The sequence below is a fragment of the Jeotgalibacillus malaysiensis genome, from assembly GCF_044789845.1.
In the GTDB taxonomy this organism is placed as follows: domain Bacteria; phylum Bacillota; class Bacilli; order Bacillales; family Jeotgalibacillaceae; genus Jeotgalibacillus; species Jeotgalibacillus malaysiensis_A.
Genome location: NZ_CP085252.1, coordinates 1491664 through 1518219 on the forward strand (window position 1 = coordinate 1491664; position 26556 = coordinate 1518219).

The window sequence follows — 26556 nt, forward strand, 5'->3', positions numbered from 1 at the left end:
AACCAAAACTCAAACAAACACTGGAGGAATTTATCATGGTAAAAGTTTATTACAATCAGGACATCAACAGTTCACTAGAAGGCAAAAAAGTAGCAGTAATCGGATACGGATCACAAGGTCACGCACACGCACAAAACCTGAAAGATACAGGACATGACGTAGTTGTCGGAGTGAGAAAAGGGAAGTCATGGGAGCAGGCTGAACAGGATGGACTTGAAGTGAAAACAGTTAAAGAAGCTGCAGAAGAAGCAGACATCGTGATGGTACTTCTTCCGGATGAAAGACAAACGCAAGTATATGAAGAAGAAATCAAGCCTGGCCTTCGCGCAGGAAAATCTCTGGTATTTGCACACGGCTTTAACGTTCATTTCAACCAGATCGTACCGCCGTCTGATGTAGATGTTTTTCTTGTAGCACCTAAAGGTCCGGGGCACCTTGTCCGCAGAACATTCGAGTCAGGCGCTGGTGTACCTGCACTATTCGCAGTTTATCAGGATCAATCAGGTCGCGCTTCAGAAACGGCACTTGCTTACGCAAAAGGAATCGGAAGCGCCCGCGCAGGAGTACTTGAAACAACATTTAAAGAAGAAACTGAAACAGATCTTTTCGGAGAACAGGCAGTACTTTGCGGAGGACTTACTTCATTAGTAAAAGCAGGATTTGAAACGCTTGTAGAAGCGGGTTATCAGCCGGAACTGGCATACTTTGAATGTTTACACGAGCTGAAGCTGATCGTTGACTTAATGTATGAAGACGGTATGAGCGGAATGAGATATTCAATCTCTGATACAGCTCAGTGGGGAGATTTCGTATCAGGCCCGCGTGTTGTTGATGCAGATACAAAGAAACGTATGAAAGAGATCCTGACAGATATCCAGGACGGGAAATTTGCTAAAGGATGGCTGCTTGAGAACCAGCTGAACCGCCCTGAATTCACAGCAATTGCAAATCGCGAGAACGAACATCAGATCGAAAAGGTGGGTCGAGAGCTGCGCAGCATGATGCCATTTGTTAAAGCAGGAAAAGAAAAACAGAAGGAAGTGGTTGCGAGTGCGAAAAATTGATGTATTCGATACAACGCTTAGAGATGGTGAACAGTCAGCCGGAATCAATCTGAATACAGCTGAAAAACTTGAGATTGCAAGACAGCTTGAACGATTTAATGCCGATGTGATTGAAGCAGGATTTCCTGCTTCCTCACAGGGTGATTTTGAAGCAGTAAAAAAAATCGCCCAGACGGTTAAAGGTTCTATTGTTACAGGTCTTGCCAGATCAATAAAAAGCGATATTGATACTTCCTGGGAAGCACTTAAATACGGTGAGCAGCCACACATTCATATTTTTCTGGCAACATCACCAATTCACATGACCCACAAATTAAAAAAGACGCCTGATCAGGTCGTTGATATCGCAGTTGAATCTGTGAAATACGCTAAAAAGAATTTCCCGCTCGTACAATGGTCAGCTGAAGATGCATTTAGATCAGACCCTGATTTCCTTGTCAGAGTTGTAAGAGAAGTCATTAAAGCTGGAGCAACTACAATTAACCTTCCGGATACAGTCGGTTATGCAACACCTTCTGAGTACGGAGCGATGTTCAGACATTTAAAAGAAAATGTGCCTGGTATAGACCGTGTAAAACTTTCAGCACATTGTCATAATGACCTTGGAATGGCAGTTGCAAACACGATCGCAGCGATTGAGAACGGCGCAGATCAGGTTGAAGGAACAATTAATGGCCTTGGTGAACGCGCTGGGAATGCAGCACTGGAAGAGCTTGCTGTTGCACTTCATATCAGAAAAGACAAATTTACGTTTGGAACTGATGTGAAGCTCGATGAAATCAAGCGTACGAGCCAGCTTGTCAGTCAACTGACAGGAATGGCGATCCAGGCGAATAAAGCAGTCGTTGGTAAAAACGCCTTCGCACATGAATCAGGTATTCATCAGGACGGTATGCTGAAGGAGCGTACGACCTATGAGATCATCACGCCTGAACTGATCGGTGAAAATTCAACGCAGATCGTACTTGGTAAACACTCAGGGCGTCATGCATTCAAAGACAAAGCCATTGCGCTTGGATTTGAACTGAGTGATGAAAAAATCACTGAAGCATTCAAAGCATTTAAAGCGCTGGCTGATAAGAAAAAAGAGATTTCAGAAGACGATCTGTATGTGCTATTGACAGATCAGCAGATTCAGGAAGAAGAAGTACCTGTTTACGAATTGAAATCAGTTCAGGTTCAATACGGTAATGGAAGTATCCCGACAGCTTCAGTATCAGTCATCTCACCGGATGGCGATCTGCTGCAGGAAGCATCTACCGGCTCAGGAAGTGTTGAAGCAATTTGTAATACGCTTGAACGATTAGTACAGGGGAAAGTTCATCTGCTCGATTACCGTGTTACTTCAATAGGTAAAGGACGCGATGCACTTGGAGAAGCGGTTGTGAATATGACGTATAACGGAAAGTCTACGACAGGCCGTGATGTAGCGCAGGATGTGCTTGAAGCTTCAGCTAAAGCATACCTGAATGCAATTAACCGTCAGCTGGTCAATGAACGTAAAAGATCTTACGCAAAAACTGTATAGCAAAGGGGAGGAATTATCATGAAAAAAACAGTAGCAGTTCTACATGGAGACGGAGTTGGACAGGAAGTAACAGAGGCAGCAGTGAAGGTTCTCCAGTCAGTTGGACGGAGATTTGACCATACATTTGAGGTTAAAAAAGGACTGATAGGTGGAATTGCTATTGATGAAACTGGTGATCCTCTGCCAAAAGAAACACTCGATACTTGTGAAAAAAGCGATGCAGTTCTGCTTGGTGCAGTCGGCGGACCGAAGTGGGATCAGAACCCTTCAACTCTACGTCCGGAAAAGGGTCTTCTTGGCATCAGAAAACACTTTGGATTGTTCGCGAATCTGAGACCTGTAAAAGCAATCAAAGGGATGAGCGAAGCTTCTCCTTTGAAGGATCATCTTTCAAAAGATGTTGATATGATGATTGTCAGAGAATTAACAGGTGGACTATACTTCGGTGAGCCAAAAAGAAAAACCCATAACGGAGCAGTTGATTCCCTTACTTATTCACGCGCGGAAATCGAGCGCATTGTTGAACAGGGATTCGAGCTTGCTCGCCTGAGAAAAGGAAAAGTTACATCTGTTGATAAAGCAAATGTACTTGAAACAAGTAAGCTGTGGAGAGAAGTTGTGGAAGAAAAGAAAGCACACTATCCGGACGTTGAGGTCGAGCATCTGCTGGTAGACGCGGCAGCAATGAAGCTGATCACCCAGCCTGGATCATTTGATGTTGTGGTAACGGAGAATCTGTTCGGAGATATTCTGAGTGACGAAGCCTCCGTACTGACCGGATCACTTGGTATGCTGCCTTCAGCGAGTATCCGTTCTGACGGCTTCGGTTTATACGAACCCGTACACGGTTCAGCGCCGGATATCGCCGGCATGAACATCGCCAACCCGTCAGCAGCAATTCTATCAGTCGCAATGATGCTTAAGTATTCATTTGGAATGGAAACAGAAGCATCAGCAGTCGAAACGGCTGTTTACAGCGTATTCGATGATGGATATTGTACAACTGATGTTCAAAAAGCAGGACACCGTGTTCTTAGCACATCCGCTTTTGCAGATAAAGTAATTGAAGAGCTTGAAAGAGAACTGGTATCAGATCATATCTTGTCTGCTTATGTATAAGTGAGGAGGGAACAGTCTTATGGCGAAGACAATTATTGAAAAAGTTTGGAACGACCACATCGTATATGAAGAAGAAAATAAACCTGACCTTCTCTATATTGACCTGCACCTGATTCATGAAGTTACTTCACCGCAGGCATTTGAAGGATTAAGGCTTAAAGGCAGGAAAGTCAGAAGACCGGATCTGAGCTTCGCCACGATGGACCATAACGTACCGACTAAAAATCGTGAAGTGATTAAAGATCCAGTATCCAAGCAGCAAATGAACACACTTGCCGATAACTGTAAAGAATTCGGCATACCTCTTGCTCACATGCATCATCCTGATCAGGGTATTGTGCACGTGATCGGTCCTGAACTTGGATTGACACAGCCGGGTAAAACCATTGTTTGTGGGGACAGTCATACTTCAACGCACGGCGCATTCGGAGCCTTGGCGTTTGGTATCGGGACAAGTGAGGTTGAGCATGTTCTATCCACCCAGACGCTTTGGCAATCAAAACCAAAGACAATGGAAATCAGGGTCGAAGGTGAACTTGGTTTCGGTGTAACTGCTAAAGACGTGATCCTGGCTATTATTTCAAAATTCGGTGTTGATGCAGGAACTGGCTACGTTGTAGAGTACACTGGTGATGCGATCAGGAAAATGTCTATGGAAGAACGCATGACAGTATGTAATATGTCGATTGAAGCAGGTGCCCGTGCAGGATTAATCAGCCCTGATGAAACAACAGCTGAATTTTTAAAGAACCGTGCTCATGTACCAGCTGAACAATATGAAGCGTTAAAACAGAAATGGCTTAGCTACGCTTCTGATGAAGGTGCAGTATATGATAAAACGCTCACGATTCATACAGATGAGATCGAGCCGTTTGTTACATGGGGTACGAATCCTTCAATGGGGTCAGGTATCTCAGCCACTGTTCCGAGATCTGAAGATTTCACGACCCAATCGAAAAAAGAAGAGCTTAAGCAGGCACTCACTTATATGGATCTTTCAGAGGGAATGCCGATTACTGATATTGAAATCCAGCATGTTTTCATTGGGTCCTGCACAAATTCACGTATTGGGGATCTCAGAGCAGCTGCCAAAGTAATTGAAGGTAAAAAAGTGCATGAAAGTGTAACTGCCATCGTTGTGCCGGGTTCATTTACAGTAAAAATGAAAGCTGAAGAAGAAGGGCTGGATCAGATATTTAAAGATGCAGGCTTTGAGTGGCGTGAATCAGGCTGCAGTATGTGCCTTGCAATGAATGATGACATTGTACCGGCAGGCGAGCGCTGCGCATCTACATCCAACCGGAATTTTGAAGGCAGACAGGGAGCGGGTTCAAGAACACACCTCGTCAGTCCGGCAATGGCAGCTGCAGCAGCAGTTGAGGGTAAATTTACAGATGTAAGAAATCTCGTTCACGCATAAGGAGGGAAGTTGATGGAACCGGTAAAAAAGTTAACTAGCAATATTACACCTCTTGATCGAATCAATGTAGATACCGATCAGATTATACCGAAGCAGTTTTTAAAAAGAATTGAGCGTACCGGATTTGGTCAGTTTCTCTTTTATGGCTGGCGCTTTAATGACGATGGTACACCTAACCAGGATTTTGTACTAAATAATCCTGAATATAAAGGGGCTGAAATTCTGGCAGCCGGAGATAACTTCGGATGTGGCTCTTCACGAGAGCATGCTCCGTGGGCACTTCAGGACTATGGCTTTAAGGTCATCATCGCACCGTCCTACGCAGATATTTTCTATAATAACTGTGTGAAAAACGGGATACTGGCCATTAGGCTTGAGGAAGCAGATCAAGTCATCCAAGCAGGAAAAGATGGAAAGTCGGCTACTGTTGATCTTGAATCACAAACTGTAAACTGTGATGGCAAGACGTGGCACTTTGACATTGATCCCTATTGGAAACAAATGCTTCTGAACGGCTGGGATGAAATTTCGATTACATTCCAGTATGAGGATGCTATCAGTAAATACGAAGAATCGCATGTCTAATTACAATGAGAGGATGATCAACTTGGGAATTTCTATAACACGAGCGCATTATTCGACGCAGCAGAAGAACTAAGCAGTTATGTACACAGAACGCCATGCAAACAGTCTGAAACACTGAATAAAATGACTGGACAGCAGGTATGGATGAAGCTTGAAAACCTTCAGAAAACTGGATCATTCAAAGTCCGCGGGGCCATGAATAAAGTGTCCTCACTGACAGAGCTTGAATGTAAAAGAGGTATTATTGCAGCATCAGCGGGCAACCATGCTCAGGGCGTTGCACTTGCCGGTCAGAAAAAAGGGGTGGAAGTGACAATCTTTATGCCACTTACGACGCCTGAGACAAAGGTAAATGCTACGCGCGAATATGGTGCTGAAGTTGTACTGACTGGCGAATCTTTTGATGAGGCCTATACGGCTGCCTGCAAAAAGCAGGAAGAAACAGGTGCAGTATTCATTCATCCATTTGATGATCTGAAAATCATTGAAGGGCAGGCAACCGCTGCAATTGAAATGATGCAGCAGTGCCCGCACCTTGAAAGAGTGTTTGTACCGGCAGGCGGAGGCGGGTTGCTTGCAGGGACTGCGCTTGCAGTGAAAGCGCTGAAGCCATCTGTAAAAGTGATTGGCGTTCAATCAGCATCAGCCCCTGCCATTGCAGCTTCATTCTTTGGACAGTCCAACAGTGAAGTGCCGTTTTTACCTACAATTGCTGAAGGGATCAAAGTGAAATCACCTGGTAAGCTGACAACTTCTATCATTAACAAGTATGTTGATGATATGGTGACAGTAACTGAAGGTGAGATTGCAAAAGCCATCCTGTTCATGCTTGAAAGAGAAAAGATGATGGTAGAAGGAGCAGGCGCAGCAGGTATTGCAGCGCTTCTCAGCAATACGTTATCTTATTCAGGTCAGACAGGCGTTATTGTAAGCGGCGGAAATTTTGATGCAGCTAAACTCGGTAAGTGTATTGAATTAGCCGGGGAAGTGAAGGAACCTAAGCGCAAGTTGATTATTTAACGGAGGAACCCCCAAAGCTTTCAGAGCTTTGGGGGTTTTGTTTTAAAATTCTTGTTCAATTTTTCTTGAGCTCTTATATTGCTTGAAATTGCCGGTAGCGATACGTTTTTTTGTTTTACTTTCTATACGCGTATTGCATTCTTCGCATAAATAAGTATGGATCGGCCGGTTTCGGAGCTTTTTGGCAAGTGGGCTGAAATCTTCGATTGATTCAATTTTGTCGCATAAAAAACATTTAACTCTCATGTCAAAGCTCCTTTTTTTCTATACTGGTAAAGTCATTATAACATGTAGCAGCCAGGAACTGTTAAGGGAAGAAAATCTGCTGTATAATAAATCAAAAAAGGAGTGATTTCGTGGCAAATAGAGTTGAAGACCACTTAACACCTGGATTATACGAGGAGTTTTTACATGAACGGTTTGTACAGCTTGCAACAGTGGATGCGCAAACCGGTGGCACGAACGTTGCCTCTTTGTCATGGGTTCATGCTAAGGATGAATCAGCACTTATATTCGCTGTGGATCATCGTTCAAGAATCATACAAAATATCGATAAACAGCCACTGTGTTCACTTTCGATTATTGCAGGAGGAAGCACGTATTCTATCAGCGGCAGGGCTCATGTAGTCGGACAATCCTCAGCTGATGTGCCGATTGGCCTTTCAATCATCCGTCTGGATATCGATGAGGTAAGGGATGTTATGTTTTACGGCGCGAAGATTGTAACTGAACCTGCATTTGCAAAAACGTATGATGAACAGGCCGCGAGAAGTCTTGACGACCAGGTAATGGAAGAATTAAAAAAGCACTGATACGATCAGTGCTTGTGTCATCAGGATAATGTAATTTTGCGTACATGTGTAATCGGATTGTCTCTGTTAGATCCATCTTCAAAAAGAATATGAACCGGACCGTCTTCACGAAGCGGCTTACCGTCTTTTGAAAAAGCCATAATCAGTTCTCCAGCCTCTTCTATTGTAAATGAATGAACGCCTTCAGAAGTAGAAATCATTACTTTTTCTGCGTCTTCTTCAGGTTCAGCGTTCTGGAGAAACGGCTTCATTTTGATACCGAAAGTTCCGTTTAAAAGCTTTTCTTTTTCAAAGCGTTTTTTTGATTTTGATGCAGGTTTAGGAATTTCAGCGCCTTCTTTGATTTCTTTGGAAAAATGTTCAGCTACAGCTTTAGAGTATTCCTCAATCTCATCAATTTCCACACGTTCTTCATCAAAATAAGTTGTTAAATCTATTTTTCTTTCATCAAATATCCACACACTCGGGTCTATAGTAAGCTGAAATTTAACCCGGCCGGTGATTGGTATAATGTCGCTCATGATTTTATCCCCCCTTTTTATCTGTCTATTGAGTATACATTGGTTTGCTGAAAGTGTCACATTTGGGAAACGTGCTAATTGGACAAGTCACTGCTTGCAATTTCGTCGATAAAACGCTACACTTTAGGTTAAGCAGATGTGATGTATTGCACGAATAATGAATGGATTGGGGGGATCAGTGTGACATCAGAAATGAAGATTGACCATCGTGAAAAAGCCTATGAGCTTTTACGTAAAGATGCCGAGAAAATAGCGCAGCTAATCAAAGTTCAAATGGATAACTTAACGATGCCCCAGTGTCCATTGTATGAAGAGGTATTAGATACGCAAATGTTTGGGTTATCCCGTGAAATAGAATTTGCCGTCAGGCTCGGGCTTGTGGATGAAGTGGATGGAAAGACATTAATAGACTCACTTGAAAAAGAAATGTCTGTGCTCCATGACGCTTTCACCAATAAATAACTTAACCACTCAAACAAACTTTTCAGATTGTTTGAGTTTTTTTATATCAAAAAAAGAGGATTTTACACATTTCCTGTTGAATAAATATACAGATGGGACTGATAAGGATGTCGATCATTCTGAAAAGAATGTTCAGGTCTTACGATTATTCATTGATGGCTGTATACATACTCTTAGGAATTTTCGGGGTAGTCATGGTCTACAGTGCAGGAATGGTGTACGCAGTAGAAATCCTTGACCAGAGCCCGGATTACTTTTACACCAGACAGCTTAGAAATTTAATCATCGGAGTCGTTCTCTTTACAGTGATGGCGCTGGTACCATATAAGCTCTATCAGGAAGGGTTTATATTAAAATTAATTTTCGGTCTGATGTTTGGTCTCCTAATCGCAGTACATATAATCGGATCTGAAGTCAATAATGCACAAAGCTGGATTATGCTACCCGGATTCCAGCTCCAGCCTGCTGAATTTGCAAAACTCGGAATGATCGTGTATCTTTCAGCAGTTTATGCAAAAAAACAATCGTACATTAACGAGTTCAATAAAGGGGTAATGCCGCCGATCATCATACTTGTATTTGCATGTTTCCTTATTGCAGCTGAACCGGATTTTGGTACAGCAGCAATAGTATTTGCAATCGGTATGAGTGTGATCGTTGCTTCAGGCATGAAAGTGAAAAGTATGCTGAAGCTTGCCGGGCTGGCTGGTGGTGTGATCACATTGTTTTCCGGTATTTTATACTTATTTAACCGCAACACTTTCACAAGTATTTTTTCAGAAGAAAGGCTTGGGAGAATTGCCGCTTATCAGGACCCTTTCGCACACATCAGTGATAATGGCTGGCAGCTTGTCGGTTCATATTATGCGATTGGAAATGGTGGTCTGTGGGGCAGCGGGCTTGGTCAGAGTATCCAGAAGCTTGGATTCCTGCCGGAGCCGCACACTGACTTTATTATGGCGATTATCGCAGAAGAACTGGGGATATTCGGCGTAAGCTTTGTACTGCTTGGGCTTGCATACATCGTATTAAAAGGAATCATGATTGGTCTCAGGTGCAAAAATCAATTCGGAAAAATGCTCGCAATTGGTATTTCAAGCATGATTGGGATTCAGACGTTTATTAATCTTGGCGGAATGTCAGGGTTGATTCCAATAACGGGTGTACCGCTGCCATTTATAAGCTACGGCGGGTCATCACTCATCCTTCTCTCATTATCCATGGGTCTTCTTGTGAATGTATCCATGTTTGTAAAATATGAAGAGAAGTACTTTGCGAAAGAAAAACAAAGTGTGCCACAAAAGAAAAGTAAAACATCTTCAATGAATGAGAAAAACACAGCAAGATTGTATCGCTAGAAGTTTGACATCATGGAGGAGGATCATTATGAAAAAGATTAACAAAGTGTTGGTAGCAAACAGAGGAGAAATTGCAATCAGGGTGTTTCGAGCCTGTACGGAATTAAATATCCGTACAGTCGCTGTTTACTCTAAAGAAGACAGTGGTTCATTCCACCGTTTTAAAGCGGATGAGGCTTACATAGTTGGGGAAGGGAAAAAGCCGATTGATGCATACCTTGATATTGAAGGCATTATCGAGATCGCCAAGCGTGCAAACGTTGATGCGATTCACCCAGGATACGGCTTTCTTTCAGAGAACATTCACTTTGCAAGACGCTGTGAAGAAGAAGGGATTACTTTTGTAGGACCGACTTCTGAGCATCTTGATATGTTCGGGGATAAAGTTAAAGCAAGACAGCAGGCAATTAATGCAGGAATTCCGGTTATTCCGGGTAGTGAAGGGCCGGTTGAAAGCCTTGAAGAAGTAGAACAGTTTGGAGAGCAGTATGGCTTTCCTTTCATTATAAAAGCTTCACTTGGCGGAGGCGGACGCGGAATGAGAATTGTCCGTTCGGCGAGCGATGTAAAAGAATCGTATAACCGTGCAAAATCTGAAGCAAAAGCAGCTTTTGGTAACGATGAAGTTTACGTTGAAAAGTTCATTGAGAACCCTAAACATATTGAAGTTCAAATCCTCGGTGATCATGAAGGTGAAATTATTCACTTATATGAGCGTGACTGCTCGATTCAGAGAAGACACCAGAAAGTTGTAGAGGTTGCACCGTCAGTTTCACTTCCTGAAGGTCTGCGTGATGAAATTTGTGATGCTGCAGTAAAGCTTGCAAATAACGTATCTTATGTGAATGCCGGAACGGTCGAATTCCTTGTAGCAAATAATGAATTTTTCTTTATTGAAGTTAACCCGCGTGTCCAGGTTGAACATACGATCACTGAAATGATTACAGGTGTGGATATTGTACAGTCACAGTTAAAAATTGCTGAAGGGCATACACTGCACAGCCGTGAAGTCGGTATTCCTAAGCAGGATGAGATTCAGTTAAACGGTTTTGCGATTCAGTCACGTGTAACAACAGAAGATCCGTTAAATGGCTTTATGCCTGATTCAGGACGCATTATGGCTTACCGTTCCGGTGGAGGATTCGGGGTTCGTCTTGATGCGGGTAATGGCTATCAGGGTGCAGAAATTTCAGCTCACTATGATTCACTATTAGTGAAGGTTTCCACGTGGGCACTTACATTTGAACAAGCTGCAGCTAAAATGGTCAGAAATTTACAAGAATTCCGTATTCGCGGAATCAAAACAAATATTCCTTTCCTTGAAAACGTAGTAAAGCATGAGAAGTTCTTGAGCGGGGAGTATGATACATCATTTATTGATCATACGCCTGAACTGTTTCTTTTCCCGAAACGAAAAGACAGAGGAACGAAAATGCTCGCTTATATCGGTAATGTAACTGTCAATGGATTCCCTGGTATTGATAAAGGTGAAAAGCCTGACTTTGGCAAGCCGAGAATTCCAAAGGTGAATCTGCTTGAAGAACCGCCTTCAGGAACGAAGCAGATTTTAGATGAAAGAGGCGCAGATGGACTGAAGGACTGGGTGAAAGAACAGAATGACGTACTCGTTACAGATACGACTTTCCGTGATGCGCACCAGTCACTGCTCGCCACACGCGTCAGAACAGTTGATCTTAAAAACATTGCTGATGCATCAGCACGTATGCAAAGTGACCTGTTCTCATTTGAAATGTGGGGAGGTGCTACATTTGATGTGGCCTACCGCTTCCTGAAGGAAGACCCTTGGATGAGACTGCTGACACTGAGAGAGAAAATTCCAAATGTCATGTTCCAGATGCTGCTTCGTGCATCAAATGCAGTTGGCTATAAAAACTATCCGGACAACGTCATTCAGGAATTTGTTAAGCGCTCTGCATATGCAGGGATCGACGTCTTCAGAATTTTCGACAGCCTGAACTGGGTTGAAGGAATGGAAACAGCAATCACAGCTGTCCGTGATTCCGGAAAAGTGGCTGAAGCAGCGATCTGCTATACAGGTGACATTCTGGATCCGACACGTACAAAATATGATACTGACTACTATAAAGCCCTAGCAAAAGAGCTTGAAAATCAGGGTGCTCATATTCTGGCGATTAAGGATATGGCAGGCTTACTTAAGCCGGAAGCTGCCTACCGTCTGATTTCAGAGCTGAAGGACACTGTAGACCTTCCGATTCACCTGCATACGCACGATACGAGCGGAAACGGAATCTTCCAATATGCACGTGCGATTGAAGCGGGTGTGGATATTATCGATACGGCGCTTGGTTCAATGAGCGGGCTGACATCACAGCCAAGTGCAAGCTCACTCGCTTATGCAATGAAAGGGAACACACGACAGCTGAAGCTGGATGTTGATCATTCAGAAACGCTTTCACATTATTGGGAAGATGTACGTAAATATTACGCACCATTTGAGAGCGGCATGAACTCACCGCACTCTGAAATTTATAAGCATGAAATGCCTGGCGGACAATACTCCAACCTCCAGCAGCAGGCAAAAGCTGTAGGGCTGGGCGCACGCTGGGAAGAAGTAAAAGAAATGTACGCACGAGTGAACCAGATGTTCGGTGATATTGTAAAAGTAACGCCTTCATCAAAAGTAGTCGGTGATATGGCACTATTCATGGTTCAAAATGACCTTGATGAGCAGTCAGTCATTGAAAAAGGTTATTCAATCGATTTCCCTGATTCTGTGATCGAACTATTCTCAGGCTATCTTGGACAACCACACGGCGGCTTCCCTGAAGATCTGCAGAAAGTGATTCTGAAAGGAAAAGAGCCAATTACAGTCCGTCCCGGAGAGTTAATGGAGCCGGTAGACTTTGATAAGCTGAAAGAAGAGCTGTTCCATGAGCTTGGAAGACCGGTAACGAGCTTTGATGCACTTGCCCATGCACTATATCCAAAAGTGTTTAAGGAATTTACAGATACAGCTGCTCAATTTGGAGATGTATCAGTGATTGATACACCAACCTTCTTCTACGGTATGAAACTGAACCAGGAAATTGAAGTTGAAATCGAAACAGGTAAAACACTGATCCTGAAGCTTGTATCTATTGGAGAAGCAAGAGCTGATGGAACGCGTGTACTTTACTTCGACTTAAATGGTCAGCAGCGTGAGATTGTGATAAAAGATGAAAGTATCAAATCCACAGTTGCTGTGAAGCAAAAAGTAGATCCGTCAAATCCAGAAGAACTTGGTGCTACAATGCCGGGTACAGTCATTCAAGTAGTCGTTTCAGTCGGAGATCAGGTTGAAAAAGGTGAACACCTGATTATCACTGAAGCCATGAAGATGGAAACAACTGTACAGGCACCATTTGATGGAACAGTTGAAGAAGTCTGCGTGGAAAGCGGAGAATCATTATCTCCTGGAGACCTGATGATTAAGCTGAAAAGAGATAATTAAAAAACAAAAAAAGAAAGTTGAGCTGCGGCTCAACTTTCTTTTTTACTGTTTATTTTGCTTCTTGAAATCAGGAGTATAAAGTAACTGAGTAAACCGAACAGCAGTGAAATAATCAATGCATGTGATAATGCAATCATCAGGTTCAGTCTGGTCACAACGACAAGCGCTCCAGTGATAACCTGACCTGTTACAAGTGCCAGTGCGATGATCCAGCCGTAATACACAATTTTCTGATGTTTATAGTTTTTGATCGCTATGATTGCTACATAGATGATCCAGATAAAGATAAAGGCTGCAGCCATACGATGTCCCATTTGAATCCACTGTATTGAATTCAATGATAAGTTACCGGGGGAGGAATTAACACAAAACGGCCAGTCAGGACAGGCAAGACTTGCTTCAGTATGTCTGACAAATGCCCCGGAATAAACGACTGCAAAAATATAAATCATTAATCCATATGTGTGAAATTTAATTCTTCGGTCAATTACCAGTTTGTAGGCATCGAATTTCTTATCCGCTTCAAAAATAAGCAGTGTTAAAAGCAGTACAGCCGCGAATGATATAAGAGAAATCCCAAAGTGTGCAGCCAGTATGATATCTGAGTGACCCCAGACAACGGCACCTGCACCAAGCAGTGCCTGCAGCATTAAAAAGAAGAAAGCAAGAATCGCAAGGAAGTTTGTCTCTCTGATGTGACCCATCGCACGCCATGACCAGATTGAAAGCGCGAGTACTAAAAATCCTGCTCCTGCTGAGACTACTCTGTGGGAGAGCTCAATAATCGTTTCTATCTCCAATTGATCCGGGATGATCTGACCGTGACAGAGCGGAAAAGACTGGCCGCAACCCTGCCCTGAATCAGTTTTTGTTACGAGTGCTCCGCCTAACAGAACAAGCAGCATGACAAGTGTCGTAACAACCCCTAAAATTTTTAATCCCTTAGATTGCAAAAGTTTCACCTTCTTATTTATTTCTCTTCAAAGTACCTGATGTTGAAAGAAATACTCGTAATGTCTATTATGGTACAGATTAAACGTCAGGTGTACCTTTTTTGTGCAAAAATCTAATATTGTTTACTGTTATAGACAAATAATTTTCACATGACAAAACTATATAAAAATAATTCACATCAGGTGTGAACGTGAAAGATGTGAAGGAATTGTTACATTTATTTAAATGCATCGTTTCAGAAGTTGTCTGAATTTCATTTTAAATATAGAAATCATGTTCGCTATCCTTTATAGTAGATGTAGTATAATGTATTAGCAAGTTTGGAGAGGAGGGGAAAGTGTGTCAAATAGTCGAGTTGTGTCGGCTGTAAAAGAGGCAGATTTTTCTGGAACAACTGCTTGGAAAGATTTCCTCGCTCTGATTAAAATCGGTATTGTGAATTCAAATTTAATAACAGCGTTTACCGGATTATGGCTGGCGCTTTATTTTACCGATACTTATTTTCTTGGTTCTATCGATGTTATGCTTCTTACATTAGTCGGATCGTCACTCGTTGTTGCGGGCTCATGTAGTATTAATAATTACATAGACCGTGATATTGATCCATTAATGGAAAGAACAAAAAATCGTCCGACTGTAACTGGGCGTGTTGCACCTTCAAGAGCACTCGGGCTTGGAATCGGTTTCGTCATTTTTGGTGAAATCATGCTGTTCATGACAACGCCAATGGCCGGTCTGATCGGATTGTTTGGTGTTTTCAGTTATGTCGTCCTGTATTCAATGTGGACGAAAAGAAAATATGCCAGTAATACCATTGTCGGAAGTATTTCAGGAGCCGTTCCTCCACTGATTGGGTGGGCTGCAATCGACCCTGGTCTTGGCGCAATGCCATTTGCTTTATTTCTTATTATGTTTGTCTGGCAGCCACCTCATTTTTATGCAATTGCCATGAGAAGGGTGGAAGAATACCGGGCTGCAGGAGTTCCGATGCTACCTGTAGTAAAAGGGTTTGCGAGAACGAAGCTGTCAATGCTTCTATGGGTTATTGCCTTGTTCCCGCTGCCATTTTTATTGCCTTCACTTGGTACCGCTTTTATCGTACTCGCAACCGTGCTGAATATTGGCTGGCTTGTGCTTGCGCTTAAAGGCTACAAAACTAAAAATGACCACAAATGGGCTACGATGATGTTCGTATATTCATTGAATTACCTGACAATCATGTTTACAGGTATGGTTATTCTTACATTTATTTAGGGAATTCTTTCTTTAGAGAAATCCATATAAACAGTCTCCATCAACAAGAATATTCGAATGAAAGAGGGGTTTAAAAAAGCTATGAAAAATGGGCTTAAGAAATGGCGTTTTCTGCCGCTCGTAGCGGCAATGGCGTTTATTCTTTCCGGCTGTGGAGAGCCGTTTCTGTCAACGCTTCAGCCTGCGGGTGAAGTAGCACAGAAGCAATTCAACCTGATGATGCTGAGTGTGGCGATCATGGTTCTTGTAATCATCGTTGTAGCAATCGTATATGTTATCGCTATTACTAAGTTCCGCCGCTCGAAGCTGGGTGAAGATTTTATTCCGAAACAGGTGGAAGGAAGTCACAGACTGGAAGTAATCTGGACTGTTATTCCAATTATCCTTCTTTTTATCCTTGCAATACCTACTGTTGCACTTACATTTGAACTGGGCGACACATCTGGGATGGAAGTTGAAGATGAAGATGGAAACAGAGAAGCACTTGTAGTAGACGTGCGAGCTAACCTTTACTGGTGGGAGTTCTCTTATCCTGATCAGGGAGTTGTAACAGCACAGGATCTTGTTGTACCAACAGATCAAAATGTTTACTTTAATGTAATCGCTTCTGACGTTAAGCACTCATTCTGGATTCCTGCAGTTGGAGGAAAGATTGATACAAACGTTGACAATATGAACACATTCTACCTGAACTTTGATGGTGAAAAAGCACAGGATGCTAATAACCTGTTCTATGGTAAATGTGCTGAGCTTTGCGGTCCTTCACATGCTTTAATGGACTTCAAGGTACAAACAATGTCTCAGGAAGACTTTGACGGCTGGATCGCAGCGATGCAGGAAGCTGGAGAAGCTGAGCAGGAGTTTGAAAATGATACTGTAGCTGATGGTTTTGAAGTATTTGATGAGCAGGGATGTATTGGGTGTCACGCTATTAATCCAACACAGCAGATCGGAACTTCACAGGGGCCAAACCTGACAACCTTCGGTGAACGTTCATACACAGCAGGTATTCTTGATAACCATGCTGAAGATGTAACAATGGAAGAAAATATCAAAAACTGGATCCGTAATGCAGATGCATTAAAGCCTGGTAATACAATGGGTGCTTATAATGAAGATGATCTGTCAGATGAAGATCTAGATGCACTAACTGAATACTTAATGAGCTTAAAGGTTTACTCTGAATAATTTGATTTTTAAGGGAGGTATACTTAGTGAGTACCGTTGCTGAAAAAAGAGGTTTCTTAGCAGTCCTATGGGACTACCTCACAACGGTCGACCACAAGAAAATCGCTATTCTCTATCTGATTTCCGGCGGATTTTTCTTCCTGGTTGGCGGTATAGAAGCAATGCTGATCCGTATTCAGCTTGCGGTTCCTGATAATGATTTTGTGTCAGCAGGACTATACAATGAATTACTTACCATGCATGGAACGACAATGATTTTCTTAGCAGCCATGCCGCTATTATTTGCTTTTATGAATGCCGTTGTACCTTTACAAATCGGTGCACGTGACGTAGCATTCCCATTCTTGAACTCACTCGGGTTCTGGTTATTCTTCTTCGGTGGAGTCTTCCTTAATCTTTCATGGTTCCTTGGGGGAGCACCGGATGCAGGGTGGACTTCTTATGCTTCGCTGTCACTCGCATCACCTGGTCATGGTATTGACTTTTATGTACTAGGTCTTCAGATATCAGGGGCCGGTACATTGATTGCGGGGATTAACTTCCTTGTAACAATTATTAACATGCGTGCGCCTGGTATGACATACATGCGTATGCCACTATTTACATGGTCTACTTTCGTAGCATCGGCACTAATTCTGTTTGCATTTCCTCCACTGACTGTGGGACTTTTCCTGATGCTGTTTGACAGAATGTTTGGTGCGAACTTCTTTGATGTAACGATGGGAGGAAACACGATTATCTGGGAGCACTTATTCTGGATCTTCGGTCACCCGGAAGTATACATTCTGGTTCTTCCGGCGTTTGGTATATTCTCTGATATTATCTCTACATTCTCTAAAAAGCGTCTGTTCGGTTATGCTGCGATGGTATTTGCAACAGTACTGATCGGTTTCCTTGGATTCATGGTATGGGCGCACCACATGTTCACAACTGGTCTTGGACCAACTGCGAACGCAATCTTTGCGGTAGCGACAATGGCGATCGCCGTTCCTACTGGGGTTAAAATCTTTAACTGGCTTCTTACAATGTGGGGCGGAAGCATTCGTTTTACAACACCGATGCTATACGCTGTAGCTTTCATTCCATCGTTTACAGCCGGTGGTGTTACAGGGGTTATGCTTGCATCAGCTGCAGCTGACTACCAGTATCACGATTCATACTTCGTAGTTGCTCACTTCCACTATGTAATTATTGGTGGGGTTGTATTGGGACTACTTGCAGGTACACATTTCTACTGGCCGAAGATGTTCGGTACGATGCTTAATGAATTCCTTGGAAAAATCACTTTCTGGTTATTCCTGATTGGTTTCCACGGTACATTCTTTATCCAGCATTTCCTTGGATTAATGGGTATGCCAAGACGTATCTGGAAGTTTCTTCCTGGACAGGGTCTTGATCTATTCAACATGATCAGTACAGTAGGTGCATTCTTTATGGCGCTTGGTGTAATTGTACTACTTTACAATATTGTTATTACACAGATTAAAAATGTGCGTGTAGGAAATGACCCTTGGGGAGATGGACGTACGCTTGAATGGGCACTACCATCACCACCGCCATACTATAACTTTAAGCAGCTTCCACTTGTACGTGGTCTTGATCCACTTTGGATTGAAAAGATGGAAGGCCGTAATGAAATGACACCTGCAGAGCCAATAGGTGACATTCATATGCCTAACAACTCATTCATTCCGTTTGTTATGTCTCTTGGTTTATTCATTGCATCATTCGGTGCGATGTATCAGGTAGACTGGAGAGCTTCTGATGGTACAGATTATGTATGGTCAATTCCTGTACTGATCATTGGTATGTTAATCACAATCGGTGCTATGGCAGTCCGCTCATTGAAAGATGACCACGGCTACCATATTCATAAAGAAGAACTGATGGATGATCACGATGATAAAGGGGGTAGGGAGTAATGGATATGAATCAAAAATTCACGGCTCGTACGTGGCCTGAATCTCCTGAAAAAACTACCCTTGAAGGTAAAAATAAATTTTTAGGCTTCTGGCTCTTCCTTGGTGGAGAAACAGTTCTATTTGCTTCATTATTTGCAACATATCTTGCGTTAAAAGATAAAGTGCCGGGTAGTGATCATTATCTGGCAGCAGATATGTTTGCGCTGCCGCTTGTCTTTATCATGACGATGCTTTTATTGACATCATCATTGACAAGTGTGTATGCAATGTATCATATGAAAAACCATAATTACCAGAAGATGCAGACCTGGTTACTGCTTACAGTCCTTCTTGGTCTCGCATTCCTTGGTTTTGAGATCTATGAGTTTTATCATTATATTCATGATTACGGTCATACATTTACAAGTAGTGCATTCGGTTCAGCCTTCTACACACTGGTTGGATTCCACGGAGCGCACGTTGTAGTGGGACTTGGATGGTTTATTCTTCTGCTTGTTCGTAACGCCAAGCGTGGACTGAACCTGTATAACGCACCGAAGTTCTTTACGGCTTCTTTATATTGGCACTTCATTGACGTTGTATGGGTATTCATCTTCACGGTTGTATACTTAATGGGAATGGTGGGATAAACTGATGGCACATGAATCTACTTCAGCGAACCCTAAAGTCAATTATGAATACCGCCGCAGAAAAGCACGTGATGAAATGCGCGGACAGGTAACATCTTTTGCAATGATGATCTTTATGACATTTATTGCATTTATCATTGTCATTGCAGACTTTGATAAGTTTTATGCATTTCCTATCCTTCTTGTATTAGCAGGAGCTCAGGTAGTGCTTCAGCTTTATTACTTCATGCACATGAGTCACAAGGGACATGGAACAGCAGCGCTTTTCCTGTACTCCGGAGCACTCGTTGCATTTATTACCGTACTGACTTTTCTGACGATCGTCTGGTGGTAAGTACATCTGGACCGGCATATGCCGGTCCTTTTTCTATTTCGGGTTTAAGAGGGGGTTCGCGAGCCATAAGCATCTTATGAAATTACGATTTTGTCTTTAGATTGCCGCTTTTAACACTCGACACTACTTTTCTGATGGTATCGTTCATGAACTTGTCATCTGGGTGCATTGAAGTAAATGTAACTGAGGCTTATAATATAAGAGATGAGACAGGAATATTCGGAAAGGAAGGTGCCTGATGTCGATTAGTATATTTGGATTCCAGGCTCTGTGGAGTCCTTACTTTTTTATCAGCCTGACAGTCTTAACCGTCCTCTTCTTTTTAGCAGCAACAAAGTGGAGACATAAAATACAGGATTCAAGGCCAATGACTAGAAAAGAAACGGTTTTGGTACTTAGTGCAGTTATAATCATTTATATAATTAAAGGATCACCTGTAGATCTTTGGGGACATATACTGTTTTCAGTTCATATGATTCAAATGGGTATTTTCTATTTATTAATTCCGCCATTATTAATTGCAGGTGTGCCGAATTATATGTGGAAAGCACTTTTAAATCTTCCGGTAATCAAGCCGGTATTCAGTTTCTTTACTAAGCCTCTAATTGCACTGATCTTATTCAATGGAGCATTTTCTTTTTATCATATTCCTTTAATATTCGATACAATTAAAGTTGATATGATGTTACATTCAATTGTTACGGGTGCAATCTTTGTATTCTCATTCTTTATGTGGTGGCCGCTTGTGAACACACTTGAAGGTGAATATAAGCTGAGCGGAGTAAAGAAAATTGGGTATATTTTTGCTGATGGGATTTTATTAACACCTGCCTGCGCGCTGATCATTTTTGCCAATAATCCGATGTATGAAACATTTTTTAACGGTGGGGCATGGCTTGAGGCGATGGCGCTCTGTGTACCGGCCGGAACACTTCAAAGCTTAGCAGGACTTGGTATAACCGGTCCGGAACTGTTTACAGATATGCAGCCTCTTGAAGATCAGCAGGTAGGCGGCGTAATTATGAAAGTCATTCAGGAGATTATCTACGGCGTGATTTTGGCTCAAGTATTCTTTGAATGGTACAGAAAAGAAAGATCAGAAGAGGATGCACTGAATGCATCATTATATGCAGCGAGAGAACCAAAGACATTATCATGATGATATAGAAAGAGGATCAAGACCATGACATTACCGATCTTACCAACTTTAAGTACGATTTTTATTGTAATTAGCGCAGTACTTGTAGCAATTGGATGGGCGCTTGTTAGAAAAAGAAAAATTGAAGCGCACAAAAAGACGATGTTTGCTGCAGCTATTGCTGCTCTGACATTTTTCATTATTTATATGAGCAGAACGATCTTTGTTGGAAATACTGCTTTTGGTGGTCCGGATGATATGAAGATTTATTATACTGTATTTTTAGTCTTTCATATTATCCTTGCAACAACCGGTGCAGTATTCGGACTTGTAACGATCTGGCTGGGATACAAAAACAGAATTAAAAAACATCGCAAAATCGGACCGGTTACTTCGATTATCTGGTTCGCTACTGCAACAACAGGTGTGATGGTTTATCTGCTGCTGTATGTTTTATACGATGGTGGAGAAACTACTTCAGTCATTAAAGCTATACTTGGAACATAATAAAAACATACAAAAAGCGCGCCGATTCCGGTGCGCTTTTTGTATCCATCTTAAAACTTGAAGTCCATTTTAACTATACCGGCTTCTCTTGCTGAGTTGAAAATGATCAGAATCAGCGGTCCGATGATAAATCCAAGAATTCCAAATAACTTGAGGCCGATAAACATGGCGATCAGTGTAGCAAGAGGGGAGAGGCCAATATGTGTCCCCATCACTTTTGGTTCCACAGTTCTTCTGATAATCAGCAGAATGACAGCTAAAATCGCAAGCTGTGTACCCTGTTCAATATCACCCGTGATCAGCTGGAAGATAGCCCATGGAGCAAGGATGACAATCGAACCGATAATCGGGATCAGATCGATCAGCCAGATAATAATCGCCATAACAAGCGCAACTTCCGGAGCAATCATGTAAAGTCCGATTAAAGAACCTCCAAGTATTAATAAACTCACTAAAAACTGAGCCTTTGCAAATCCCCAGATGACTTTTGACAATCTTGCAGTCATAAAGCGTACCTTTTCAGCCGTCTGGTCTTTGAAATACTTATAAATATTCTTTCTGATTGCCGGCAGATCCAGCATGATTAAAAATAAAGCAATGAGATAGACAAGAAAGCTGACAAGGTAATCAGGTATGTTTGTAATCATGCCAGTGACACTTTCAGCATTAATTGAATTTGTGATGCTTGTTCTGAAGTCATTAATAAAGTTGTTGATTTCCGCACTTGTCTGTTCCATTACCTGCGCGGGAACCTGAGCAAAAGTAATGGCCATATCATTTTCAACTGTTTTCCACCAGACTGCAAGCTCATTGATATAATCCGGTGTGTTTTCAACAAATTGAATCGCCTGACCGATTAATTTCGTTACAGCTATGTACAGAAGAAAGCCGATCGTACCAAGGAACAGAATAAATACTGTACCAACAGACAATTTTCTGTTAAATTTAGTTTTACTTTCAATCAGCTTTACCAGCGGATCCAAAATAAGTGCTGTAATGAGAGCGGCAATCAAAGGAACTGAAACGGGTAAAATAAAGTAGATCAACAGTAATACAGCAATCAAAACGATTGTTGTAATCACATTCTTTTTGGAAAATAACTTGTTCAACGCCGGTCCCCTTTCAAATATCTAGTGGTTATTCAGAGGATGTTCAACTGCTCTGAGGTTTCAAAATAAAGCTATATATAAAAATAAAGAGCCATTATACCATGGCTCCTGCCCATTAGATAGCGATCTTTGCAAGATCCTCATAAATGGCAATTAAGATTTTTTCACACGTTTGTACAAGGTGTTCAGGAAATTCTTCACCTTCACCATATTCAACACCATGCGGGTAATAATGTTTACCAAGCAGTGGTGTAAGTAGCTTTACATCAGCATCACTTGCGCCGATATCTCCATTTTCAGTGTATCCGAAAATACGAAGGTAGAAAGTGCCTTCTCTGATCTCGAACTTTCTGTCATATGTAACACGTTCCCAGTCCCATTGACCTGCACGGACCATGCCATGTTCATTCATTACATCTTCTAATGGATCAAATTCGATTAATAAAGATTCTAATCCAGTATTTTCAAAGCGCATTTGAAAATCTCCTCCTGTAAACCAGTTTTAATAATAAGTCGTCTCATGCTTAATAATAGTCGAAACAGTAAGAAGTTGCAATTATGTCATTCATTAATTTCGCGTTATTTGTGGCAAAAACATGACAGTTGATATACGGTCTCTTGCTATTATTATCAGCTGATCCTATGTATAATATAAATAAGAGATAAAAAGGGGGGACACAGATGAAGGCAATGATCAGAATAGGCGTAGTCATATTAGTCATATTCCTCATTGGCTTTTACAATGGTCCTTCTTTTCAGGAGAACGAAGAGCTTGAGAACGAACCGTTTAATGTAGATTCCAATGAAAATGCTGAAATACCCGCTTCCGAGGGCCTGACAAGACCTAAAACAGGTGTTTCAGTTTATATAGGTGGAAGTGTGGAGAGCCTGACCTCGGAATATGGTGAGCCTGAGAGAATGGATCCGGGCAGGAACGGCCTGACCTGGTTTATTTATATGGTTGAAAATGGCTATATGCAGGCAGCAGTAAAAAATGATGAAGTTAAAGCGTTGTTTGTCATGGGAAATGCCTATGACAGCACGCCTTATTTCTCAGGACAGTCAGTTCAGGAAATTTACCAGTTCACAATGATCAATAGTGAAATTATTGTAGAGGACAATGGCAGGGTATATCAGCTTGAATTAAGTGAGCAGGACCTTCACACACGGCTACTCGTTCAATTTGAAGATATTTATGCACAGTTGATGATTGATTCAGTTTCTAACAGTCTGATGGGTGTATATTATCTGGATAAAGAGACCCTGCTCGATCAGCAACCTTATGAAGGCTCAGTTGAAGGTGGACCGCTTGCTGATCAGGACCAGCTGATTCTTGATGAAGTGAATAAAGCAAATGAGCGTCAAATGTTTGATATTGTGAATTTTATCAGGGAGAAAAACGGGCTGAATGAACTGATCTGGGATGATCAATTAGCAGAAGCAGCAAGAGATTTAAGTCAGACACGCGAACAATTGTCAGCAGAGTCTCCCGATGAAACATCAGGATTATCAGACCGTCTGGATATACTGGACAGGAATTATAAGTCAGCAGCTGAAAATACAGCATCACAGTATTATCTTACACCGGCAGTGGTACATGGCTGGCTGAATTCAGAAAGTCACCGCAATACGATGCTGGATGATACTTTCACTCATACCGGTTCCGGTGTATATGGCAGCTATTATACCCAGGACTTCGTTCAATTTGATGAACCGGATTTGCAAGAAGAAGAGGATCTATCAATACAAAGTGAATAAGATGAAGGGTGAGACTCAGTTGTCTCACCCTTTCATCTATTTTCGGTCAATTATAAAAAATGAACCGGATGCATGCGCGGCCCTTTTACCTTCTGCAGTTTCAACCCACCCTTCAATCACCATGCTCTTGCTCCCGTGATGAATGACTTTGGCGAATGCCTGGATCGTACCTTCCTGAATAGGAGCAGTATAATGCAGATTAAGCTGGCTTGTGACGGCAGCTTTAGTGGGCGGGGTGATTTTATTGGCAAGTGTGCCCATTGCAGTATCAATTGCAGTAGCTGTAATACCGCCATGCATGATGCCAAGTGAGTTGTGTACAATCGGTGAAACTGGCATCGTAATCGTTAATACTTCACCGTTGAATTGATGTTCCATTGCATACATTGCACTTACATAAGAAGTGCTAATCCCCTGTCTTTTTGCTTCAAAACCTTTTAAAACCTGTTCAATGATTCTCTTTTCATCTTCATTTAACTGATCAATATGCAGTTCATTAAGTGTATTCATCGTGTGCCTCCTTTAACCATTCAATTCATTTTACCATAAAATATAAGATGAATATGAAGAGGGGGAGTCACATGAGTAATAACGAGCGCTTAGATGCATTTAAGCTTTATTTAAAAAAACATCCTGATCTTGTCAGGAAAGTCAGGAGGCAGGAAAGCTCGTGGCAGGAATTATATGAGGAGTGGCTGTTACTGGGAGATGACAAGGCTTCCGGTATTGAATTTGACCAGCTTTTTTCAAGTGTGAAAGAAAAGATACAGCATTTTGATCCATCACAAATCGAAGAATATTCAAAGAAACTTCAGTCAGGACTGGATTTTTTTCAGGAAATGCTGAATCATTTTAATCGTGAAAAAGATCAGGAAGATGATATATTAATGAAACAGTGGAAACAATAAGGGATTCATTTTCGGTATTTCATGTTATGATAAAAGTGGAGGTGCGAATATGTTAGCGACAATGGAAAGAATCCAGCTGCTTGATGCATCAGATGAGCTGTCTGAAGTCATCCTGCACTCAGAAACATTAGATAATTATTATGAGAAGTACCGCACTTTAAAATCGTCCACCACGTCGATGGATAAAATATATAAGTTTAATTCACTTAAGGAATTATATGAAGAGGTTCAGCGCTTCGGCAGATATCATCCGGATTACAACAGAGTCATGAAGGAGATCCGTGAAACAAAAAGGGATATGGATATGGACCCGAACGTTGCACAATTCAGAGTGGCTGAAAACGAATTACAGCAATTACTTGACGAGGTAAGTGCTCTGATTGGCCATGCAGTATCTGAAAACGTGAAAATTCCTACCGGGAACCCATTCTTTGATTCTCAATCCGGCTGCAGCGGTGGCTGTGGTTCAGGCGGGGGCTGCTCATGCTCAGCATAAAAAAATGACGGAATGCGATTAAGCATTCCGTCATTTTTTTAATCATTTTTCAGTAGTTGCATTGCAATGTCAGGACGGTCAGTAATGATGCCATCTGCACCAAGACCAATCAAACGGTCCATTGTTTCAACATCATTTACTGTCCAGTACTCGACTTTGATGTTCAGAGAAGTCAAAAATTCAATAAACCCTTTTGAATCGAGTGGAATTGATTTATGTTTAGTCGGGATCTGGATCGCATCAGTATTTGGGTGATATAAATGTCCAAAGCCGCTGCGATATAAGGAGAATGCTTTTCTTGCTTCATTTTCACCGGCACCGATCGCAACGCGGTCCTGGGAATAAAGTGAGAAGCGGTCAATCTGCTCGTCATAAAAGCTTGTAACAAGCACTCTGTCTTCTACGCCAAGCTTCTCAATCAGTCGCCAAAGTTTTGAGGGCATCAGACTGCCTTCATAAGTATCTGGATCTTCTTTCATATCAATATTAAAAAGCATGTCAGGGAACTCTTCAAGCGCTTCTTTCAGACTGAGTACAACTTCGCCTTTGCCTCTGTATGTCTGTTCACCCTGAAGGTCTCTGAAATGATAGCCAAGGTCAAAATCTTTCAGTTCTGCAAGCGTGTAATCAGCTACCCTGCCGGCACCATTTGTTGTTCGGTCGATAAACTGATCGTGGAAAATGACCAATTCTTCATCTTTAGTCATACGGATATCAATTTCAAATCCGTTTACACCGAGTTCAGCAGCCTGTTTGAATGCTGCAAGTGAGCTTTCCGGTGCTAATGCCGCTCCGCCTCTATGCGCAAATACTCTTGGTTTTTCACCTTCAAAAAACGTTTTTGTTTGTCTTTTAGCCGGTTTTGATGTCATTTTGGTTCCTGCCCAGATCGCTGCACCGGAAGCAGCAAGAGCAAGTCCGATATTTGTTTTCTTTCCCATTACGAATCCTCCCTTATACTAATATTTCACATTTTAATGTTAGCACGCAGCCGTTTG

Annotated in this window: 26 protein-coding genes and 1 pseudogene; 20 read left to right on the forward strand and 7 right to left on the reverse strand. The window is 42.0% G+C overall.

The genetic code is table 11. From position 1 onward, the window contains the following. The first annotated feature begins 35 nt into the window (after positions 1 to 35). The 6 genes and pseudogenes from ilvC to LG330_RS08145 all read left to right on the forward strand — a co-directional run. Complete coding sequence (gene ilvC / locus LG330_RS08120) at positions 36 to 1064, forward strand: ketol-acid reductoisomerase (RefSeq protein ID WP_404408930.1); 1029 nt, start codon at positions 36 to 38, stop codon at positions 1062 to 1064. Next, a complete protein-coding gene (locus LG330_RS08125; RefSeq protein ID WP_404408932.1) occupies positions 1051 to 2592 on the forward strand; it encodes a 2-isopropylmalate synthase in 1542 nt (513 codons plus the stop codon). The genes ilvC and LG330_RS08125 overlap by 14 nt, the downstream gene beginning before the upstream one ends. A gap of 18 nt (positions 2593 to 2610) precedes the next feature. Continuing rightward, positions 2611 to 3711 (forward strand): 3-isopropylmalate dehydrogenase, encoded by a 1101-nt coding sequence (gene leuB / locus LG330_RS08130; RefSeq protein ID WP_404408934.1) that lies wholly within the window; start codon positions 2611 to 2613, stop codon positions 3709 to 3711. 19 nt (positions 3712 to 3730) lie between these two features. Further along, positions 3731 to 5131, forward strand: coding sequence for a 3-isopropylmalate dehydratase large subunit (leuC, locus tag LG330_RS08135; RefSeq protein ID WP_404408936.1), 1401 nt, complete (start codon positions 3731 to 3733; stop codon positions 5129 to 5131). Between the two features lie 12 nt (positions 5132 to 5143). Then, positions 5144 to 5716: a 3-isopropylmalate dehydratase small subunit gene (leuD, locus tag LG330_RS08140; protein WP_404408938.1), complete on the forward strand. Its 573-nt coding sequence runs from the start codon at positions 5144 to 5146 to the stop codon at positions 5714 to 5716. A gap of 81 nt (positions 5717 to 5797) precedes the next feature. Beyond that, a pseudogene (locus LG330_RS08145) lies at positions 5798 to 6736 on the forward strand (threonine/serine dehydratase); the annotation flags it as partial. A gap of 42 nt (positions 6737 to 6778) precedes the next feature. On the opposite strand, the gene LG330_RS08150 reads toward LG330_RS08145, so the two are convergent. Beyond that, positions 6779 to 6982 carry a YlaI family protein gene (locus LG330_RS08150; protein WP_404408940.1) on the reverse strand — a complete coding sequence of 68 codons (204 nt, stop codon included), beginning with the start codon at positions 6980 to 6982 and terminating at the stop codon, positions 6779 to 6781. A gap of 110 nt (positions 6983 to 7092) precedes the next feature. Between LG330_RS08150 and LG330_RS08155 the strand changes: the two genes are divergently transcribed. Continuing rightward, the gene (locus tag LG330_RS08155) at positions 7093 to 7548 is read left to right on the forward strand and encodes a pyridoxamine 5'-phosphate oxidase family protein (protein ID WP_404408942.1); all 456 of its coding nucleotides are present in this window, start codon (positions 7093 to 7095) and stop codon (positions 7546 to 7548) included. Between the two features lie 20 nt (positions 7549 to 7568). Here LG330_RS08155 and LG330_RS08160 read toward each other — a convergent pair whose 3' ends face one another. Then, the gene (locus tag LG330_RS08160; protein WP_404408944.1) at positions 7569 to 8069 is read right to left on the reverse strand and encodes a peptidyl-prolyl cis-trans isomerase; all 501 of its coding nucleotides are present in this window, start codon (positions 8067 to 8069) and stop codon (positions 7569 to 7571) included. A 180-nt stretch (positions 8070 to 8249) separates the two neighbouring features. Between LG330_RS08160 and LG330_RS08165 the strand changes: the two genes are divergently transcribed. From LG330_RS08165 to pyc, 3 genes are all read left to right on the forward strand, one after another. Continuing rightward, complete coding sequence (locus LG330_RS08165) at positions 8250 to 8531, forward strand: YlaN family protein (RefSeq protein ID WP_404408945.1); 282 nt, start codon at positions 8250 to 8252, stop codon at positions 8529 to 8531. A gap of 116 nt (positions 8532 to 8647) precedes the next feature. Next, positions 8648 to 9889: an FtsW/RodA/SpoVE family cell cycle protein gene (locus LG330_RS08170; RefSeq protein WP_404409538.1), complete on the forward strand. Its 1242-nt coding sequence runs from the start codon at positions 8648 to 8650 to the stop codon at positions 9887 to 9889. A gap of 28 nt (positions 9890 to 9917) precedes the next feature. Further along, on the forward strand, positions 9918 to 13361 hold the full coding sequence (gene pyc, locus LG330_RS08175; protein WP_404408947.1) for a pyruvate carboxylase: 3444 nt from the start codon (positions 9918 to 9920) through the stop codon (positions 13359 to 13361). Between the two features lie 29 nt (positions 13362 to 13390). On the opposite strand, the gene LG330_RS08180 is transcribed toward pyc, so the two are convergent. After that, positions 13391 to 14314, reverse strand: coding sequence for a heme A synthase (locus LG330_RS08180; RefSeq protein WP_404408948.1), 924 nt, complete (start codon positions 14312 to 14314; stop codon positions 13391 to 13393). A 340-nt stretch (positions 14315 to 14654) separates the two neighbouring features. On the opposite strand from LG330_RS08180, the gene cyoE reads away from it, so the two are divergent. The 7 genes from cyoE to LG330_RS08215 all read left to right on the forward strand — a co-directional run bounded on the left by cyoE (position 14655) and on the right by LG330_RS08215 (position 21287). Next, complete coding sequence (cyoE, locus tag LG330_RS08185) at positions 14655 to 15569, forward strand: heme o synthase (protein WP_404408949.1); 915 nt, start codon at positions 14655 to 14657, stop codon at positions 15567 to 15569. Between the two features lie 81 nt (positions 15570 to 15650). Next, positions 15651 to 16757, forward strand: coding sequence for a cytochrome c oxidase subunit II (gene coxB, locus LG330_RS08190; protein ID WP_404408950.1), 1107 nt, complete (start codon positions 15651 to 15653; stop codon positions 16755 to 16757). A gap of 26 nt (positions 16758 to 16783) precedes the next feature. Then, positions 16784 to 18679, forward strand: a complete 1896-nt coding sequence (ctaD, locus tag LG330_RS08195; protein WP_404408952.1) for a cytochrome c oxidase subunit I — start codon at positions 16784 to 16786, stop codon at positions 18677 to 18679. Next, the gene (locus tag LG330_RS08200; protein ID WP_404408954.1) at positions 18679 to 19308 is read left to right on the forward strand and encodes a cytochrome c oxidase subunit 3; all 630 of its coding nucleotides are present in this window, start codon (positions 18679 to 18681) and stop codon (positions 19306 to 19308) included. Before ctaD ends, LG330_RS08200 begins: the two co-directional genes overlap by 1 nt. Before the next feature lie 4 nt (positions 19309 to 19312). After that, on the forward strand, positions 19313 to 19642 hold the full coding sequence (gene ctaF / locus LG330_RS08205; protein WP_404408956.1) for a cytochrome c oxidase subunit IVB: 330 nt from the start codon (positions 19313 to 19315) through the stop codon (positions 19640 to 19642). 238 nt (positions 19643 to 19880) lie between these two features. Continuing rightward, a complete protein-coding gene (ctaG, locus tag LG330_RS08210; RefSeq protein WP_404408957.1) occupies positions 19881 to 20801 on the forward strand; it encodes a cytochrome c oxidase assembly factor CtaG in 921 nt (306 codons plus the stop codon). A gap of 24 nt (positions 20802 to 20825) precedes the next feature. Beyond that, positions 20826 to 21287 (forward strand): DUF420 domain-containing protein, encoded by a 462-nt coding sequence (locus LG330_RS08215; protein WP_404408959.1) that lies wholly within the window; start codon positions 20826 to 20828, stop codon positions 21285 to 21287. Positions 21288 to 21337: 50 nt separating this feature from the next. Here the strand turns inward: LG330_RS08215 and ytvI are convergent, their stop codons facing one another. Together ytvI and LG330_RS08225 are read right to left on the reverse strand one after the other, a co-directional pair. Beyond that, entirely contained in the window at positions 21338 to 22396 is a 1059-nt protein-coding gene (gene ytvI / locus LG330_RS08220; RefSeq protein WP_404408961.1) for a sporulation integral membrane protein YtvI, read from the reverse strand. Between the two features lie 115 nt (positions 22397 to 22511). Further along, positions 22512 to 22871 carry a YugN family protein gene (locus LG330_RS08225; protein WP_322420556.1) on the reverse strand — a complete coding sequence of 120 codons (360 nt, stop codon included), beginning with the start codon at positions 22869 to 22871 and terminating at the stop codon, positions 22512 to 22514. Positions 22872 to 23077: 206 nt separating this feature from the next. Between LG330_RS08225 and LG330_RS08230 the strand changes: the two genes are divergently transcribed. Next, positions 23078 to 24154, forward strand: a complete 1077-nt coding sequence (locus LG330_RS08230) for a CAP domain-containing protein (RefSeq protein ID WP_404408963.1) — start codon at positions 23078 to 23080, stop codon at positions 24152 to 24154. Positions 24155 to 24190: 36 nt separating this feature from the next. Here the strand turns inward: LG330_RS08230 and LG330_RS08235 are convergent, their stop codons facing one another. Continuing rightward, the gene (locus LG330_RS08235; protein WP_404408965.1) at positions 24191 to 24664 is read right to left on the reverse strand and encodes a PaaI family thioesterase; all 474 of its coding nucleotides are present in this window, start codon (positions 24662 to 24664) and stop codon (positions 24191 to 24193) included. A 71-nt stretch (positions 24665 to 24735) separates the two neighbouring features. Here LG330_RS08235 and ylbD point away from each other — a divergent pair, with 71 nt between their 5' ends. Both ylbD and LG330_RS08245 read left to right on the forward strand, forming a co-directional pair. Then, positions 24736 to 25062: a spore coat protein YlbD gene (ylbD, locus tag LG330_RS08240; RefSeq protein ID WP_404408967.1), complete on the forward strand. Its 327-nt coding sequence runs from the start codon at positions 24736 to 24738 to the stop codon at positions 25060 to 25062. Between the two features lie 49 nt (positions 25063 to 25111). Continuing rightward, the gene (locus LG330_RS08245; protein ID WP_404408969.1) at positions 25112 to 25558 is read left to right on the forward strand and encodes a YlbF family regulator; all 447 of its coding nucleotides are present in this window, start codon (positions 25112 to 25114) and stop codon (positions 25556 to 25558) included. Between the two features lie 38 nt (positions 25559 to 25596). On the opposite strand, the gene LG330_RS08250 is transcribed toward LG330_RS08245, so the two are convergent. Next, positions 25597 to 26499 carry a glycerophosphodiester phosphodiesterase gene (locus LG330_RS08250; protein WP_404408971.1) on the reverse strand — a complete coding sequence of 301 codons (903 nt, stop codon included), beginning with the start codon at positions 26497 to 26499 and terminating at the stop codon, positions 25597 to 25599. Between the last annotated feature and the right edge of the window lie 57 nt (positions 26500 to 26556).